This is a genomic window from Mesobacillus subterraneus, assembly GCF_020524355.2.
GTDB classification, from domain to species: Bacteria; Bacillota; Bacilli; order Bacillales; family Cytobacillaceae; genus Mesobacillus; species Mesobacillus subterraneus_C.
In genome coordinates, this window is the sequence record NZ_CP129019.1 from 1614214 (window position 1) to 1632494 (window position 18281).

Below are 18281 nucleotides of genomic sequence, written 5' to 3' on the forward strand. Positions count from 1 at the left end.
ACAAAATAGTTGCGTTAATCAATAATCAGTCGTATTATTTAAATAATCTGATAATACGATAAGGTGGTTATTGATATGATGCGTATGGCAATTGCAGGTGTAGCCGGCTTTGTCCTTGTGTTCATTGAGTCATATATTGTGATGGTTTTAAAACAGTACGAGACGATTGAGTTTGGAGGAATGACCCCGTTTGTGAGTGTCTGGTCGATGAACTTTTTCCTTGTTTTCTCAATCCTCACCCATATAAAATTTTGGTACGAAGAACGTGAAGCAGAGCGTGAGGAAGAGGCAGCCGAAAGAGACCGTTTCATCAATTAAGACGCTAATGATGCAAAGCAGTGTAGAAATATCAATAGTTGATGAAGTAATGGAGAAAGGCATTTTGCCTTTCTCTTTTATTTTGCCTTGTCTTGGTCTGCATCGATATGATCGCGCTCAGCCTCTTCAGCTGCTATCCTTAATTCCTGAAAAAATAATTGATCGTTGCACACCATGCTGTGCTCCTGTGTATTTTGCTCGTTTGAATTTTTATTATTTTTATGCTGCTCCATTTTTTTGTCCTCCTCACAATATTTGTTATTACCATTTTCCCTTAACAACAAAATTCATGCTTGTGGTAACATCGTTGTAAGTATTTACTAATGATTTCAAATCATGTAAAACAAATTCATTAACTTTTGCTTGCTGTGGGAAACTATTCCTACTTTACGAATGGAGGGAAACTATGGATGCGTTGAAATCTGTTTACCAATTTGATAATGACCAGCAATTTCTTAAAATTGAGTTTCTAAATACCTCAAATCATTCTCCGTGGCATGCTTTTGTTTTTGATGAAAATTGGAATGATATCATCAGTACAGCTGCAGCCATTTCCGACACAATTGCTGATAGTGTTGAATATGCTTATGAAAATCTGGGGATTCGCGGGAGGGTTGCTGTAGTGGAAAACATCAGCAACGGCGGTTCACTGACAGATATGATTGATGTATCACTATTCCATCTGCAGGCATTGCTTTTTACTTCAGCAATCATCGTAAACGGGGATTATGATGAATTGGTAAGTTTTGGTTTTTCTAAAGAAAAATCTCAAACTGGAAATTCCCTGTATATTCTATCCTCTGATGAATTGGGCAATGATGCTTGCCGCTTTTTATAGTAAGTAATAGCATGGTGGAGAAATGAGGACTTAAATAAGGTATGTAATAACATGGTGCAGAATTGAGCTTGTATAAGGTGTGTCAAAGTTTGGGAAAATGGATGTGAGAGCTGAAGGAGTGATAGAATGGGTGAAATGGAACTTGAAGATATGTTCGAATGGGCAGGTTTATCAAATGTTTATGAACAACATGGCTATAAAATGTGGTTGAGCGGCCTTGAAGACCATATTGATAACGAACTATTGGATCACTTTTCAGACGCTTATTCATTTGAAATTGCCGAAACGATGTTTTATGATGATTTTTTGTTCCATCTAAGAATTTTCAAGAATATCCGAAAAAATAATGAGCTGCCTCCCCGTTATTGGTGAGTGCATAGATACATAAGATTGGAAAGGAGTGGGGATTGTGGAGCCGATTTCTGATCATTTACTTAAAAATCTTGACGTCCTTTTTGTTGGTTTCAATCCGAGCATCCGTTCGTCCGTAACAGGCCATCATTACGCCAATCCAAACAATAGATTTTGGAAGATTCTTTATGAAGCAGGCATAACGCAAAGAAAGTATAATTCTTCAGAGGATTATCAGCTTCTGGAAATAGGCTATGGGATGACCAACATAGTTGCTCGTCCGACTAAAGCAGCGGATGAGATTACGAAAGAAGAATACCAGCAGGGAAAACTTGAGTTAATAAGTAAAATCGAGAAATTCAGTCCGAAGATCGTTTGTTTCGTTGGTAAAGGTGTATACCAGCAATACAGCGGGAAAAAAGATATTCCATGGGGAAAGCAGGATGGAGCTGTCGTTGCTGGTACCGTTGATTTCGTTGCACCTTCCTCAAGCGGACTGGTAAGGATGAAGATGGAGGAAGTAGTGGAGATTTATAAAGAACTCCCTTTGTTGATAAATGATACAATTTCCAAGTGAAAAAGGACCTGAAGAGGGTCCTTTACTCTTTTTATTCTAAAAACCGGTTTTCACCATTTAAGAGCATTGATAATCGGATCATATCCCTGCATTGGATGCCATTTTCAAAAATGGGTTCTTGATAATTCCTTATAAAAAAGTCACGATCTATTCCAGTGATTCTGAATCCAACTTTTTGATATAACGCCAGTTGGAAAATACTCGAATTCCCAGTACCTATTTCAACCATACTATAGCCTTTTTCAGCTGCAGTTTGAATCCCATGCTTAAGCAAGATGGTGCCTAAGCCCTTTCCTTGGTGTAATTCATCGACAGCAAGGTTCATGATTTCGATGATATGAGAACTAACAGGAACTAGTAAGATTACCCCGATTGTGTCACTGCATTCTGATTCCATAACATAGCACGATCCTTTGTCTAAATACCCTGAAACCAGATCCTTAGAAGGATCTGCCTGGAGGAGCAGATGCCAGGGCGGCTGTTCGCCGACTTTTAACATTCTAATGTCCATTTGTTTTCCCCTTCAACATAAGAAGATAAATCAATCTGATCAATAGATAGCCAATTGCACCGCCTATTGTGTTTAGAATAATATCATCGATGTCAAAACTGCCTACCCTGGTCGCATACTGCAGGATTTCCACTGAGGTAGTCGCCAGAAAGACCGTACCGATCGTTCGCCAAAACCCGCTGAAGCTTTTGAACAACCATGGAAGAAAGGTTCCTAAAGGGAAAAAGGCAAGGACATTGCCAAATAAATTGGACATCCAGATACTTTGATTTATGTGCGAAGAAGCCTTAATGTAGTCTGTGATTGTTTTGAAAGGGATGATGTTATATGGGTTGGCACCGGCAGAATTAATTTCATAGGCAGCCTGTCTGTATGGGCTAAGGAACAACAAAATTACGGCAATGATGATGTATATAATGAATAATCCATAAGATATTACTGAAATCCATTTTTTGTGTTTGAAATTTATTCGATTTAGCATAACTTCTCCTTAGGTTTGTTGTGTTAGGAACCCTCATGAAATCTATTGAACTACTAAAGGAAATACCATATATTTATAGTCTTCAAATTAACCAGCTAACTGAACAATTTTGCAATTAAAATAAAAACCTTACCCTAAGGCAAGGTTTAATCATATGTATTATTACCCTGCTGCCAGAGCAGGGCCCCTGCCGTCCGTACAGTGGTTAAGTGTCCCGCAACAAGCGAATGTCCGGCAGAGGCAGTTATATTTTAACACAACCATGTGGGAAAAATACAATTTGAAGGTGGATACTTTTATTTTTATTTGGAATAGTGGTATGATAACAATGATTTTACCATAAGGAGATGATTTACATGGCTAAAAAAGGATACATACAAATGCAAAACGGAGAAAAAATCGAATTCGAACTTTACCCAAATGAAGCACCAGGTACAGTAGCGAACTTTGAGAAGCTTGCAAACGAAGGCTTCTATAACGGTTTGAATTTCCACCGAGTAATTCCTGGTTTTGTTAGTCAGGGAGGCTGCCCTTCCGGAACAGGTACTGGTGGTCCTGGTTACACAATCAAGTGTGAAACAGAAGGCAATCCGCATAAGCACCAACCAGGTTCACTTTCAATGGCACATGCTGGAAAAGACACAGGCGGCAGCCAATTCTTCATCGTCCATGAATCACAGCCACACTTAAATGGCGTACACACAGTATTCGGAAAAGTTACTTCTAATTTGGAAGCAGCTAAAGCAATGAGCAACGGAGATGTTATGGAAAAGGTCGTTGTTACCGAAGAATAAGAATTTCATTAAAAAGAGCCTGCGGGCTCTTTTTTTTATACTTTTTACCCATTGAACCGAACATACGCTCTTGTTAAAATGAAGAAGAGGTAACTGTACAAAATTAAATTATAAAGTCTAATATCGATAAAATTTGACTATATTATATAATTTTTATAAAGTTAGATTAATTAATCAAATTTTTTACGTTAGGTGGAATGGCAATGGTGCCAGTTTCTGTATTCATCATGGATGTAACTAAGTCTTCTACTGCAGGCCATGGTGAGGAGATCAGCAATTATATAACTCAGCTTGAGAGGGATATTGGTAATTGGCATGGCAACATCGGTTCAGTACAGATTAAGCACCGTTCTGGGGATGAGCTTATTCTTCTGTCCGAGGGATATGCATCCGCTTTTATAACAGCCTTTTTTATAAGCTCGCTTTGGAAATATGAAAAGAATCCGCCTTATTTTGGGATTACCTATGGCAGCCTGGATAAGAAAGTAGAGGAAATCGATATTGAAAAGTGGATTCATCCATTAGTGAAGCAGGCTAGAAACGCGAATGACCATCTAAAAAAACAAAAGGACAGGGAATCCTTCCATTTACAACTTAATGATGTTGAGCCTAGTTTGCAGATAATAAATAGCATGTTCATGCTGCAGCATGTATTGCGGATCGAACAAACTGATATTCAACAGCTAGTGTGCTCGCTGTATCTTATTTACGGCAAGCAAAATGCTGTGGCTCAGCTTCTGGATCGATCGGCTCCTACCATTTACAGCCATTTTAAAAAAGGTCATTGCGAGCAGATTATTCGGAGTTTCCGTGATATCGTCAGTTTTTTAAATGCCCGTCAGGCGAGTGATTTTTATGAAGTAACCAATAACCAATCTGATGTTCTCGAAGAAAGTATAAGGACAAATATAAAAAGCCGGGTGCAGGAATTATTCAACATCTAGATTCTGGTGGAAGGAGCAGGCATGCTTTTATTGAGTTTAATTATCGCGCACCTACTAGCAGATTTTTACCTGCAAACCGACCGTATGGTTCAGGATAAGCTGAGAAATCTTAAAAAGCATATACTGCATCATTTTATGGTGAACACAGCTGTACTCACGTCAGGGTGGCTATTTTTTTATCAGGAGAATGATGTGGTGAGGACTGTTGTCTGGCCAGTTCTATTCATAACAGGTACCCACCTGATCATTGACATGGTAAAGATTAAGCTTGTGGATCAATTTACGGTACGGGAAAATTTAAATAAGTTATGGTTTTTTATATTGGACCAGCTGCTGCATCTCTTGATGTTATTGTTAGCATTGCAGTTGTTTTTTCAAAAATCAATAGTTTCTAATGCTGATACATTTATTCAGCTTCTGTTCGAGGAAGGACGAAATTTGGACGCTTCCAGTACGATCCTCGTCATTGTCATCATTTTACTATTGGGTACAACCGTCAGCGGACATATAATACGTATCCTGCTAGGCTCTCTTCCTGGACAACTGTTAACCTTTGAAGGGAAATATACATTTAAGAATGAGCTGAAGGAGCCGGAATATCTGCAAAAAAGTATGGGTGAAAGAGGACTTTCAGAGCAATACAGCTATATGATCTTCAACAAACACGATATGTCACGGGGGAAGTTGATTGGTTATATCGAGCGACTTCTGGTGATTTTACTCACATACTACAGTTCGTATCCAGCCATCGCCTTTATTGTTACCGCGAAATCCATCGCCCGTTTTAAACAAATGGATGATCGTGACTGGGCGGAATATTTTCTACTTGGTACCTTGACATCTATGTTCATTGGTATAATGTTTGGAATCCTATTAAGAGAGATATTAAATTAGTATTGTTTGAAATGGAATATTAATAGGGTAAGTGGCATCCTCATATTTAACTTTATATTTTTCCTCTTCATGACTGCAATGAAAGGGTTTTGGACGCGCCAATCTTCAGAAAGAGCCATAGAAAAGAGCCTATAGCGGAGTGATTTGTATGAACATAGTCTTATTCAATAATGATTTGCGTATTACCGACCATCAGCCTCTTACCGAAGCAGCGAGGGCGGGAGAGGTATTGCCGATCTATGTTGTGGAGCCTGCACAATGGAAGGACACATCGTTTTCTGCCCGCCATTTTCAATTTGTTGCTGAAAGTCTTGAGGAGCTGTCAATTGGTATTGAGGAAAAGGGAGGAAATCTCTTTCTTGCAACCGGCGAGATCGAGCCAGTTCTTGAGAAATTGCTGGATACTTACGATTCTATAAAATTATATACGCATATTGACAGCAGGTTAATGGACAAAGTTAAGAAGTGGGCAGAACAAAATCGGCAGCTTCTTTTTTCTTATGGTCCGGCACTCGAAAATATCTCAGCAAAGCTTCTAAATAATCGTTTAATTTCTTATGTAAAAGAACCGATAGTTGAAGTTCCAAACCAGATTAATGTACCGTCAAATTCACCGGATTTTCTGTTCACTGACTTAAAAAAACTACAGAATTACAGAGTGGATGGAAATAAAATTCGCTTTGACCAGCAAGGGGGAGAAATGAAGGCGATTGAAACGCTGGAATCCTTCCTAGACAGCAGGTTCGCAAGCTACATTAAAAACCAGCAAAAACCGCTCCCGTCTTCGCTTTCATCTTCAAGGCTTTCTGCTTATATAACTTGGGGGAACATATCGGTCAGGACCATTTACCAGAAAACTGACGAAAAAATGCAAGCATGTGAGCTGGAGGAAGATAAAATACAGCTTGAAGCTTTTTTATCAAAGCTTGCTTCGAGGGTCGAGATTTGCAGCAGGAAGATACAACATCCGCAAATAGATGCTGTAAGGAAAATCAAAAGGGAATGGAATGAAGATTGGTTCCAGCGCTGGATTCAGGGAAGGACGGGAATACCGATTATTGATGCTTCCATGAGGAGTCTTGATAAAACGGGATGGATGAACTTTTCTTTGCGTGCTATGGTTACGGCTTTTATGACTAATACCTTATTGTTGGATGAACAAAAGATATCTGCTGCCCTGGCAGAGCTTTATTTAGACTACGAACCAGCTGTACATGATTTCTATATTCAACAACACGCGGGAATGAAAGGGAAGATGAAAATCATTGATCCCGTTAAAGTTGGCAGGCAGCTTGATCCAGAGGGGGCGTTCATCCGCCGATTTATCCCTGAGTTAAGCAGGCTTCCAGACGAATACATTCACGAACCGTGGGTTTATCCTGCTTTTTATCAGCTTGGCTATGAAGCACCAATGGTCGATGTGAAAAAGGTTTATAAAAAGGCAAATATTCAAAACCAGGCAATAGAGAAAAAGGGAAAGCCAGGTAAGAAAAAAGCCGAAGGGGAAACGGAGCAACTATCCTTTGATATTTAGTGAAGCTCTTGCTACTTCATTCCTCCCTTTGAAATAGGTCAGGGAAACTCCCTATAAGGGTAATCACACCGCCTGCTACTGTCAGGATCGCCGGTACTTCTCCCAACCATATCCAGGCAATTGCTAAATACCTAAATCAAAAAGAAATCACCCATGCTTCATCTATTTTAGTCGTTTCGGGTGCTCTACAGGCTTTTCACCTCATCTCGATTGGGTTATTGAAAAGTGAGGCAACAGTTTTCGGATGGATTGCCGGTCTGCAAGAAGGGAATCGCCATATTAGAATCGCTGACTAAAGACTGTTAGAATAGAAAAATATGAGTTTTTCACTATGCTTGGAAAAAGCAGCAAGGAGAATAAGGAATGATGAAACTAGTATCATGGAATGTGAATGGCATCAGGGCTTGTGATCGTAAAGGATTTTCAGATTTCTTTAAAGAAGCGGACGCAGACCTTTTTTTGTATACAGGAAACTAAACTGCAGGAAGGCCAGATCAGCCTTGATTTGGAAGGTTACCATCAGTTCTGGAATTACGCAGAAAAGAAAGGCTATTCCGGAACGGCTGTTTTTTCGAAAAAACAGCCACTATCTGTAAATTATGGTATTGGATCAGTTGAACACGACCACGAGGGCAGGGCAATAACTGTAGAGTTTGGAGAGTTTTATCTCGTGAATGTTTATACCCCGAACTCACAGCGTGATCTGGCGCGCCTTGGCTACCGCCTGTCATGGGAAGACAAGCTTAGGAAGTACTTGCTTGAATTGGAAGAGACTAAGCCAGTCATCCTTTGTGGCGATTTAAATGTCGCCCATAATGAGATCGATTTAAAAAACCCAAAACCTAACCGAGGGAATTCCGGATTTACTGATGAGGAAAGGGGCAAAATGACAGACCTTCTTGACAGCGGATTCGTTGATTCCTTCCGCCATCTCCATCCTGAAGCAAAGGATATATACACCTGGTGGTCTTACATGAATAAAGTGAGAGAAAGGAACATTGGTTGGCGGATCGATTATTTCATTGTTTCGGAAAAACTGGCACCTGCCATTAAAAAAGCTGGAACAGAATGCTTTGTCATGGGTAGTGACCACTGCCCAGTGACCTTAGAATTAAGTCTATAAATGTGATGGTATCCTCCTGAGAAGAGCTCAGGGGGATTTTTGTTAGGCTCTTTTCGTAAACTTTGTTGCTTTCTCAATCAAAAGCTCAAGTTCTGACAGCTTTTCATTGATTCCCTTTAAAGCTGTCAGAAGCAGCCCGAAGTTTGGACGGCTTTACACTAATATTCTTCAAATCTGTCAGAAGCATTATTAGATTCAGCCAACCAACAGTGTGAATCAGTATGACATATTTAAAGTTGTAAATTGAAAAACGATTTCCTAAAACCGTATGATTCTCAGCTTTTTTTACTATATTCTAAGAATTAACAAAACCTTTTCTTTTGATTTTTAATTAAATGTTATATACTATAAATTAATAAGGATAACACATTAAAAAAATCCTTGATAATGTTACATATTAATTATTGGGGGTACGTTGGTGGTGAGTTCTATTAAACTAACAAAACGGCAGGAAGAAATCGTCCAAATTGTCAAGGAGGATGGCCCGATAACTGGTGAACAGATAGCTGAAAAGCTGAAGTTGACACGGGCAACTCTCCGTCCAGACTTAGCGATCCTGACGATGGCGGGAAGCCTCGAGGCAAGGCCGAGGGTCGGCTATTTTTTCAATAAGGAAAGGGAGAGACTGTTTGAATCCACAGAATTTCTTAATCTTAAAGTCAATGACTATAAAGGCCATCCGATTGTCGTTCAAAAATCAACTTCTGTTTATGATGCGATTGTGCAGATGTTCCTAGAAGATGTTGGGACGCTGTATGCTGTTGATTCTGAAAGTTGCCTTGCTGGAGTCATTTCAAGGAAAGACCTGTTAAGGGCTGCAATCGGAAACAAGAATCTGGAGGACCTTCCTGTAAGCGTCATCATGACGAGAATGCCAAATATTATTACGGTGAACCCTGAGGAAACTTTGGTCCAGGCTGCAAAAAAGCTAGTAACAAACAGAATAGATTCTCTCCCTGTCGTCCGAGAACTCAAGCATAAACCCGACTCATATGAAGTCATTGGACGAATAACGAAAACAACCATTACCAAGGTTTATCTAGAAATCGCAGAGCAAAAAAATGTCTAGGAAGTGAGCGTATTTGGATATGAAGGAAGTTGTGTACGTGGTATCTGATTCAGTCGGGGAAACGGCGGAATTTGTAGTAAAGGCTGTAGCGACACAGTTTAACGGCGGCCAGGTTGATATCAGAAGAAATTCATATGTTGAGGACGAGGAAGATATTGAAGATGTCATCATGGTTGCAAAGCAAGTGCGTTCAATAATTGCTTATACCATCGTCGTTCCAGCACTCAAGGCTTATCTTGATAAAAGGGCTCAAGAGGAAGGAATCTATGCGGTTGACTTACTGAATCCGCTGATGAATGCCTTTGAAAAGAAGTTCAATAAAGAGCCTAACCATCGACCTGGAATGATGCGAAAGCTGGATGATGAATACTTCCGTAAGATTGAAGCGATTGAGTTTGCTGTCAAATACGATGATGGCAGAGATCCACGCGGTATTTTAAGATCGGATATCGTACTGGTAGGTGTTTCACGTACTTCAAAAACACCTTTATCGATGTATCTTGCTCACAAACGTTACAAGGTAGCCAATGTCCCAATTGTTCCCGAGGTAAAGCCCCCGGATGAGTTGTTTCAGGTACCGAGAGGCAAATGTGTGGGCCTAATCATCTCTCCTGATAAGCTGAACGAAATCAGGACTGAAAGGCTGAAAGCGCTTGGACTTGGTGCGAGGGCAAATTATGCAAGCTACGAACGAATCCTCGAAGAACTGGATTATGCAGAGAAAATCATGAAGCGTGTTGGCTGCCCTGTGATCAATGTTTCCAACAAGGCGATCGAAGAAACGGCAGGATTAATACTCGATATTTTAAAAAGTGAGAGGAGTTTTGGCTGATGTCTAAATTTGTTTATCTTTTTAATGAAGGAAATAGCGGAATGAAGGAAATTCTGGGAGGTAAAGGAGCGAACCTCGCCGAAATGACACGTATCGGACTCCCGGTACCTTTCGGATTCACAATTTCTACGGAAGCATGTAATGCATATTATGATGCTGACAAAACTATCCCGGCAGAAGTACAGGCTCAAGTGCTTGAAGCACTGGGAGAGATTGAAGAGAAATCAGGCAAAAAGCTTGGTAACCCTGAGAACCCACTGCTGGTCTCTGTGCGATCTGGGGCAGTGTTCTCGATGCCTGGAATGATGGACACTATCCTCAATCTTGGAATGAACGACGAAACAGTTGAAGGGATGGCAACGCTTACGAATAATCCTAGATTTGCTTACGATTCATACCGCCGTTTTATCCAAATGTTCAGTGATGTCGTCCTGGATGTTGACACGTTCTTCTTTGAACGCTTGCTAGAAGAAACCAGGGAAAAGAAGGGCTATGAAACAGATCCGGAAATGACAGCAGAGGACTGGAAGGAAGTCATCGAAGGCTATAAGAATATCGTGACAAAACATACTAGAAAGCCTTTCCCGCAGGATCCAAAGGAACAGTTATTCCTTTCCATCAACGCTGTATTTGATTCCTGGAACAACCAGCGTGCAATTGTATACCGCCGTTTGAATAAAATACCTTCACATCTCGGAACTGCTGTAAATATCCAGAGCATGGTATTCGGGAACATGGGTGATGATTCCGGGACTGGTGTAGCATTTACTCGTGACCCATCCACTGGAGAAAGCATACTGTACGGTGAATACTTAATCAATGCCCAGGGTGAAGATGTCGTGGCAGGCATCAGGACTCCTCAGCCCATCCAAACCTTGAAAGAAGAAATGCCTGCTGTTTACCAGCAATTCGTTGAAACTTGCAATCGCCTTGAGCAGCATTACGAGGATATGCAGGATATTGAATTCACAGTCGAGCGCGGGGAGTTATTTATCCTTCAGACTCGTACTGGAAAACGTACTGCTCAAGCTGCAATTCGCATCGCCACAGAACTCGTAAAGGAAGGGATCATTGATAAGAAGACTGCGCTGCTTCGCGTGGATCCAGAACAATTGGATCAGCTTCTGCACAGACGTATTGATGAGGATTTCGAGCGCAATCAGCTGGCAAAAGGATTGCCTGCTTCACCAGGTGCTGCTACCGGTAAAGTAGTTTTTGATGCGGATGAGGCAGAACTGCTAGCGAATGATGGTCAAAAGGTCATTCTTGTACGACCTGAAACAACCCCAGATGATATCCATGGAATCATCGCTGCACAGGCTGTCGTTACGAGCCGCGGCGGAATGACAAGTCACGCTGCTGTAGTAGCTCGGGGTATGGGGAAAGCCTGTATATGTGGCTGTGAAGCAATGAAAATTGATCTTCATGAAAAGCAGTTCCGTGTTGGCGAAGTGGTAGTAAAACATAGTGATATCATTACAATTGACGGTGGAACTGGTGAGATAATGCTTGGTGAAATCCCAATGATCGAACCCGAGCTTTCTAAAGAGTTCCAGCTATTGCTTGCATGGGCAGATGAAGAACGTAAAATTGGAGTCCGCGCCAACGCAGATAATCCAGAGGATTCTGCCAAGGCTCTGGAATTCGGTGCAGGCGGTATTGGTCTGTGCCGTACAGAACATATGTTCATGGACGCAGCAAGGGTGCCAATTGTCCAGAAAATGATTCTTGCTGAAACTTACGATGAGCGAAATGCAGCACTTGATGAACTATTGCCTATGCAGCAGGGGGATTTTGAAGGAATTCTTGAAGTGATGCAGGGGCTGCCAGTAACAATTCGCTTGCTGGATCCACCTTTACACGAGTTCTTGCCTGATAAAGAAGAACTCATTATCGAGATCACCAAATTGCAAATCCAGGACCCGGACTCGAAAGAGCTTAAAGAAAAGCAAGCGTTGCTTAAGAAGGTACGGCAATTGGATGAATTCAATCCGATGCTCGGCCACCGTGGCTGCCGACTGGGCATGATTCATCCAGAAATCTATGAAATGCAGGCAAGAGCGATTTTCTATGCTGTAGTGAACTTGGCTTATAAGGGTATCGATGCACAGCCTGAAATCATGATTCCTCTAGTAGGTCATGTCAATGAGTTAAAGGAAATGCGTGAACTGGTAAATGCAGCTGCGCAAAGTATTAGGGAAGAAACTGGCAAGGATTTTCAATATACTGTGGGAACAATGATTGAGATACCGCGTGCTGCTTTAACTGCAGATCAAATCGCCGAGGAAGCAGACTTCTTCTCATTTGGTACGAATGATTTGACACAGACAACCTTCGGCTACAGCAGGGACGACGCTGAAGGAAAGTTCCTTCAGGCATATATCGAACAAAAGGTCCTTCCAGAAAATCCGTTTGCGGTCCTTGATCGTGAGGGAGTGGGCAAGTTGGTTGAGACAGGAGTGGAGCTTGGCCGTAAGACTAAGCCTGGCTTAAAGACCGGTATTTGCGGTGAACACGGCGGTGAAAAAAGCTCAATTGAATTCTGCTACAATGCGGGACTAGACTATGTAAGCTGTTCTCCATACCGTGTGCCGCTTGCCAGACTGGCGGCTGCACAGGCAACAATCCGCCACGAGAGAAAAAATGAAAAAGAGGCTGTTATTGCTAAATAACCTGGAAAAGGAGCGTGTATAGAAACACGCTCCTTCGCTTTTAGTATCATTTATTTCCTTATTAATAGGTAACTGATGGAAAAAAGGGTATACTATCTATATACGTAATTCCTCGGGTCTTCTGGTGTTGCCACTTACCATGAGAAGGCGTGAGACCAAACCAGAGAGGATGAGGTAAATGTTAGTAAAACTATATCAGGCAAAAGCCGGCGATGGCAGCAAAAAGAAGGGGTTAAGGAGAACGCAATCCTACTTTATGACACCAGAGGATGCATTATCAGAAGCGTTTGCTTTAAAAGAAAAAATGGATTCAAGATATAAAAATGAAATAGAATGGGATTATCAAGGTGCTTTTACAGGTACCTCTGAAAAAATGAAAATTCTTAAAGGATATCTGAAGGGAAATCGGAAAACTACTCCATTTTACCTTGAAATCCTAAGTGTTGATAACATCGATAAGATTAAGCCTGTTTCACCGATTAAACCTAAGAGTGTAACAAAGGATGACAAAAAGGTTCTAACCAAAGTCATGAAACAGTTGAAGGTGAAGAACGCATAGTCAGCCTTTTCACTGATTTATGAAGCATATTAAATGGAAGGGCACGCACATCTTATTGTGCGGCCTTTTATTTTGGTTCTTTTTGTAACTTTTGTTGCTTTCAGCTAATATTCATTTAGGAGCTTGTCTTAAAGTTAATATTTTTCAGATTTAAGGGGTTCAGATATGACACAAATTGAAATGATTCACCAACTTGCAGTAAAGCAGACGAAGAATAAGATCATGGAGGATATCCAGAATTTCCTTGGTGAACTGGAAACACTTCCGGATTTCGAGGAGTATCTGGATAAACGGAGTACATACATCAGCCAAATCTGGCTCAATGTATGGCTGACTAAATCAACGAATGATTTTTCAAAGCGTGATAAGAAGGCTTTTTTGAGTGAGCGGGGATATGTTGTTGAAGGTGTGGATCGGAAATTGATCAATAAGCTTTTCAGGAATGAAATGAGAGACTATCAACCCTTCGATACCAAGGAGTGGATTAGGTCTGCGATTGATACCCTCAGTTGGGATGCGCAGTATTCCCATGCGAGAAAGAAGTTTCTTGAAAAAGCGGAGGAAGACCGGCTGCTTGAGAAAAAGGCAGGCATAAAGGAGAAAATTTATCAGGTTGCCCACACGGCTTTAAGCAGCTTCCAGGAGACAGCCTATCTTAAAATCAGGTATATGATGGCAAAAGAATTGAAAAAGATTTTTCATGAAAATCAGAAATTCAAGGATATTGACACTTACATGCTGGAAGAGAGATTGACCGTTATAGGCTCTTTCAATCCTGATGATTACAGGACGATGGCTGACTTTTTTGATGAATTGACCGGACAGGTCCATCAGACAGCGAGTTGGGGGCGTTTTTATTTTGAATATGAGGCTTACGGGTATCATTTTGAGAACAGTGTTCTAAGATATTTTACACAAATAGCAGCTGAAGATGTCATGAAACATCTTGACCAGCAAATTCTCAGCGAATACGAGGAGGCTTTCGCGGACAAGCTTTCTGTCGCCGAAACAAAAAGAATCATTAACGACTTGACTGATATTTATTTAGATGGTCTTCTTTTCAAGCTTCAGGAAGAATATGTAACGGACTTATTGGCTCTAGCTGACATGGAGTTTGAAGAAAGGGGGCATCGTTTGATCTATGAAAGTGACCTTGCAGAGAGGGAGCGGAGAAAGGCTGAGGAACTGGCGGAGCTTAAACGGAAAAGAGAAGAAGAAGCTCGAATGCTTGAGGACATTTTCGGCAGAGAATACAATCCGTCTCTAAGAAGAAATGTTAGATATATTCTGCACATAGGTGAAACAAATACAGGGAAAACCCACCACGCTCTTGAAAGAATGAAGGATGCAAGAACTGGCTTGTATTTGGCTCCGCTCCGTCTGTTGGCTCTTGAGGTTTATGAAAAGCTCAATGCAGAGGGCGTTCCTTGCTCGCTTAAAACAGGCGAGGAAGAAAAGCCTGTGGAAGGAGCAAACCATATATCGTGCACAGTAGAAATGTTTCACGAAAAAGAATTCTATGAAGTCGTCGTCATCGATGAATCACAGATGATCGCTGATAAGGATAGAGGATTTTCCTGGTTTAAAGCCATTACAAAAGCAAATGCAGAGGAAGTTCATATCATAGGAAGCAAGAATATCAAGGAAATGATGTTAGGTCTGCTGGATGATGGGGTGGCAGAAATTTATGAATACACTCGTGATATTCCTCTCGAGGTGGAGCATAAAGAGTTCAGCCTGAAGGATACCAAGAAAGGTGATGCACTTGTTTGCTTCTCACGAAAACAAGTGCTTGAGAATGCATCGAAACTACAGAACAACGGTCGTCAGGTTAGCATGATTTATGGAAGCATGCCGCCAGAAACAAGGAAAAAGCAAATCGACCGATTCATCAAAGGAGAAACAAGTGTGGTCGTGGCGACCGACGCTATTGGCATGGGTCTGAATTTGCCAATCAGGAGAATCGTCTTTTTGGAAAATGAAAAATTCGATGGTACGAGAAGAAGGAGACTTACATCTCAGGAGATCAAGCAAATAGCAGGGCGTGCTGGCAGAAAAGGGATTTACAATGTTGGACGAGTAGCGTTTACCTCAGATATTAGTTTGATGACAAAGCTTCTTGAGAAAGAGGACAAACCTGTAGAGACGTTCTCCATTGCCCCAACTTCGGGTATTTTTGAAAGGTTCCAAAAATACCATCGTTCTCTTGCTGTTTTCTTTGAATTATGGGATAAGTTCGAGAGTCCTAAAGGGACGAACAAAGCTTCGCTGTCAGAAGAAAGAGAGCTATATGAGTACATCAGGGATTCTGAAATTGAAGCGAGAATTCCAATGATGGAGCTGTATGGATTCCTTCACCTTCCTTTTTCTTCAAGAGAACCTGCTCTTATCGAACAATGGCTTGAAACAATCAGGGCAATTGTCGCAGATGCAGAACTTCCGGAGCCTCCAGTCAAAACTGCCTCCCTGGAGGAACTGGAGCTTTCTTATAAAGCAATTGGTCTTCATTTATTGTTTTTATATAAGCTTGGAAGAAAAACGGAGGCTGTCTACTGGGAAAGAGTTCGTACAGGCTTGAGTGACGATGTTCACGAATTTTTAAAGTCAGAAGTGAAAAATTATAAAAAGAAGTGCAGGCATTGCGGAAAAGGGATTCATGTGGATTCACCATACCAGATTTGTGATACCTGCTATGCATCTAGAAACAGAAAAAGAGTGGAAAACAGAGATCGTTGGAGGTAATCAGGTGTAAGCGGGGCTTTCGTTTGGAATCCCCGCTTTTATTAATTTTATAAGAAAGTATTACACTTAGATTAGTGTCCAGCTCCACCGCCTAGACACTATAGTCGCTTGTCGGGGCTGAACAAGGCGCTTTGGCTTTTCTAATGATAGAAGTATATAACAGTTCAAACACCATATGATTATAGAAGAAAAAATAAAAAGGTGTGATCAGATGGCTGTCCACGTAGTTAGGCCAGGAGAGAACCTTTGGGAAATTACCAGAACCTATGGTGTATCGATCCAAAGTGTTGTCGATTTAAACGGACTTCCTTCCACTAGCTTAATCATTCCCGGGCTTGCACTCTATATCCCAGATCTGCAGCCAATTATTCGCTATTATAAAATTAAGGCCGGTGATACACTATGGAGGCTGGCTTTACAGTTCAGGACGAGTGTCAACAGCATCGTCAGCGCAAATCCCGGACTTGATCCCAACAGATTGTATATAGGACAGAACATTAATATTCCTTCACCTGTTAAGCCGCAGTTTTCTACACTTGGATTCATCGTACCTGGCGCTTCTCCAAACTTTCTAACTGATTTCGAAAGCATCGCCCATAATCTTACATTCGCTGCTGTTGCGGCCTTCACCTTTACAGCAGAAGGATACGCTTATGTGTTAGGGGATGATGTCCCTATTGTTCGTAAAAGCAGAGAACGGAATGTCATTCCATTATTATTAATCCAAAACACTACTGCTTCCGGATTCAGCAAAGAACTGGCAGGCAATGTATTGGCTTCTCCAATATACCGCAGTAACCTTGTTGCCAGTCTTGTGAATTTAGCAATTCAAAGAGGCTATGGCGGCATCAGCGTTGACCTCGAATTTATCCCGCCGCCGCAGAGAGAAGGTTTCAATACATTCCTCCGTGAACTGAAGGCTGCAATGGGCAACCTTATTTTACATGTCAACGTTCATGCAAAAACAGAAGATATCCCGACAAATCCAATTATAGGAGCCTATGATTATAAAACGATCGGTGAGATTGCTGACATTGTGGCTGTTATGACAATTGATTACGGCTACCCGGGAGGACCGCCTGATCCTGTTTCTCCTCTATGGTGGATCGCACTCGTTGTCAGGTATTCGTTAACATTGATTCCACGTGAAAAATTGCAAATCGGTCTGCCGCTTTACGGGCATGACAAAGTCGTCTCGACCAATCAATATCGAGCACTCTCCGTGCTGGACGCACAAAACCTTGCTATTTCTACTGGTGCGGTCATCCAGTATGATACCGCTGCCAGGTCCCCATGGTTCACGTATTGGAAAGGCACCGAAGAGCATATCGTCTGGTTTGAGGACATTCGAAGCTATATTGAAAAGTACAGATTGATCGATTTATATCAGCTTTATGGCTCAACTTATTGGCAGCTTAGTTTTGAAGCTCCTCAAAATTGGGCTTACTTGGATAAAGTTGATGTAATTAAACTGTGACTATAATCATTCATTCATTGACTGAAACCTTGTACTTCAGTGAAACTGAATAGGATCTAGAAGTTGTAAGCATCTGTTTTCAAAATAGAAACAGGTGCTTTTTTAATTTTAAAAGGTGATTGCTCTCTGTTTTGGGGTATTAATAAGTAAATAGATTCATATAAGAGGAGGATTTTAAATGAATAATTTTCTTAAGAGCGGCTTTCTGCTTGGACTGGGAGCAGCGGTTGCGGGCAAGGAGAAAGTAGATGAAACCATTACGAAGCTTGTTGAGAAAGGGAATATGACCCAGGCTGAAGCAGACACCATTTTTGACGATTTTCTTAAAAAGGGTGAATCGAAGAGCGGGGAATGGAACAAGGAATTCAAAGAGATGGCTAGAAGCCAGCTGACAGAGCTTGGTTTTGTCACAAGGGAAGAATTAGACACTATACAGGCACAGCTTGTATTAATGCGCGAGGAACTTTCACAACTTAGAAGCAGCGGATTAAATAAAGATATTGACCAGGTTGAAAACGGAATGGAGAATATTCACCCTGGATTTTCAAAAGACGATGAATAACAG

Annotated in this window: 18 protein-coding genes and 1 pseudogene; 16 read left to right on the forward strand and 3 right to left on the reverse strand. The window is 41.2% G+C overall.

Annotated elements, in window-relative coordinates:
• Positions 1–75 precede the first annotated feature (75 nt).
• Positions 76–318: a hypothetical protein gene (locus tag LC048_RS08265; RefSeq protein ID WP_226604481.1), complete on the forward strand. Its 243-nt coding sequence runs from the start codon at positions 76–78 to the stop codon at positions 316–318.
• Between the two features lie 77 nt (positions 319–395).
• On the opposite strand, the gene LC048_RS08270 is transcribed toward LC048_RS08265, so the two are convergent.
• The gene (locus LC048_RS08270) at positions 396–551 is read right to left on the reverse strand and encodes a hypothetical protein (RefSeq protein ID WP_226604479.1); all 156 of its coding nucleotides are present in this window, start codon (positions 549–551) and stop codon (positions 396–398) included.
• A 173-nt stretch (positions 552–724) separates the two neighbouring features.
• On the opposite strand from LC048_RS08270, the gene LC048_RS08275 reads away from it, so the two are divergent.
• The 3 genes from LC048_RS08275 to mug all read left to right on the forward strand — a co-directional run bounded on the left by LC048_RS08275 (position 725) and on the right by mug (position 2084).
• On the forward strand, positions 725–1156 hold the full coding sequence (locus LC048_RS08275; RefSeq protein WP_226604476.1) for a hypothetical protein: 432 nt from the start codon (positions 725–727) through the stop codon (positions 1154–1156).
• Between the two features lie 126 nt (positions 1157–1282).
• Positions 1283–1528, forward strand: a complete 246-nt coding sequence (locus tag LC048_RS08280) for a hypothetical protein (RefSeq protein ID WP_226604474.1) — start codon at positions 1283–1285, stop codon at positions 1526–1528.
• 37 nt (positions 1529–1565) lie between these two features.
• Positions 1566–2084, forward strand: a complete 519-nt coding sequence (gene mug / locus LC048_RS08285) for a G/U mismatch-specific DNA glycosylase (protein ID WP_226604471.1) — start codon at positions 1566–1568, stop codon at positions 2082–2084.
• Between the two features lie 31 nt (positions 2085–2115).
• Here mug and LC048_RS08290 read toward each other — a convergent pair whose 3' ends face one another.
• Complete coding sequence (locus LC048_RS08290) at positions 2116–2595, reverse strand: GNAT family N-acetyltransferase (RefSeq protein WP_226604468.1); 480 nt, start codon at positions 2593–2595, stop codon at positions 2116–2118.
• A complete protein-coding gene (locus LC048_RS08295) occupies positions 2585–3076 on the reverse strand; it encodes a VanZ family protein (protein ID WP_226604466.1) in 492 nt (163 codons plus the stop codon). Before LC048_RS08295 ends, LC048_RS08290 begins: the two co-directional genes overlap by 11 nt.
• Positions 3077–3432: 356 nt before the next feature.
• Here LC048_RS08295 and LC048_RS08300 point away from each other — a divergent pair, with 356 nt between their 5' ends.
• From LC048_RS08300 to LC048_RS08355, 12 genes and pseudogenes are all read left to right on the forward strand, one after another.
• Complete coding sequence (locus LC048_RS08300; RefSeq protein WP_226604463.1) at positions 3433–3870, forward strand: peptidylprolyl isomerase; 438 nt, start codon at positions 3433–3435, stop codon at positions 3868–3870.
• Between the two features lie 203 nt (positions 3871–4073).
• The gene (locus LC048_RS08305) at positions 4074–4814 is read left to right on the forward strand and encodes a hypothetical protein (RefSeq protein WP_226604460.1); all 741 of its coding nucleotides are present in this window, start codon (positions 4074–4076) and stop codon (positions 4812–4814) included.
• Positions 4815–4844: 30 nt separating this feature from the next.
• Entirely contained in the window at positions 4845–5708 is an 864-nt protein-coding gene (locus LC048_RS08310; protein ID WP_306049953.1) for a DUF3307 domain-containing protein, read from the forward strand.
• 148 nt (positions 5709–5856) lie between these two features.
• Positions 5857–7242 carry an FAD-binding domain-containing protein gene (locus LC048_RS08315; protein WP_306049955.1) on the forward strand — a complete coding sequence of 462 codons (1386 nt, stop codon included), beginning with the start codon at positions 5857–5859 and terminating at the stop codon, positions 7240–7242.
• A 366-nt stretch (positions 7243–7608) separates the two neighbouring features.
• Positions 7609–8365, forward strand: a pseudogene (locus LC048_RS08320) (exodeoxyribonuclease III).
• 421 nt (positions 8366–8786) lie between these two features.
• Positions 8787–9434, forward strand: a complete 648-nt coding sequence (locus LC048_RS08325; protein WP_226604627.1) for a transcriptional regulator CcpN — start codon at positions 8787–8789, stop codon at positions 9432–9434.
• Between the two features lie 13 nt (positions 9435–9447).
• On the forward strand, positions 9448–10266 hold the full coding sequence (locus tag LC048_RS08330) for a pyruvate, water dikinase regulatory protein (RefSeq protein WP_226604453.1): 819 nt from the start codon (positions 9448–9450) through the stop codon (positions 10264–10266).
• The gene (ppdK, locus tag LC048_RS08335) at positions 10266–12938 is read left to right on the forward strand and encodes a pyruvate, phosphate dikinase (RefSeq protein ID WP_226604450.1); all 2673 of its coding nucleotides are present in this window, start codon (positions 10266–10268) and stop codon (positions 12936–12938) included. The genes LC048_RS08330 and ppdK overlap by 1 nt, the downstream gene beginning before the upstream one ends.
• Positions 12939–13116: 178 nt before the next feature.
• A complete protein-coding gene (locus LC048_RS08340; RefSeq protein WP_226604449.1) occupies positions 13117–13497 on the forward strand; it encodes a hypothetical protein in 381 nt (126 codons plus the stop codon).
• A 165-nt stretch (positions 13498–13662) separates the two neighbouring features.
• Positions 13663–16239, forward strand: a complete 2577-nt coding sequence (locus LC048_RS08345) for a helicase-related protein (RefSeq protein ID WP_226604446.1) — start codon at positions 13663–13665, stop codon at positions 16237–16239.
• A 211-nt stretch (positions 16240–16450) separates the two neighbouring features.
• On the forward strand, positions 16451–17716 hold the full coding sequence (locus LC048_RS08350) for a LysM peptidoglycan-binding domain-containing protein (protein ID WP_226604444.1): 1266 nt from the start codon (positions 16451–16453) through the stop codon (positions 17714–17716).
• A gap of 178 nt (positions 17717–17894) precedes the next feature.
• The gene (locus LC048_RS08355) at positions 17895–18278 is read left to right on the forward strand and encodes a phasin family protein (RefSeq protein ID WP_226604441.1); all 384 of its coding nucleotides are present in this window, start codon (positions 17895–17897) and stop codon (positions 18276–18278) included.
• Positions 18279–18281: the final 3 nt, after the last annotated feature.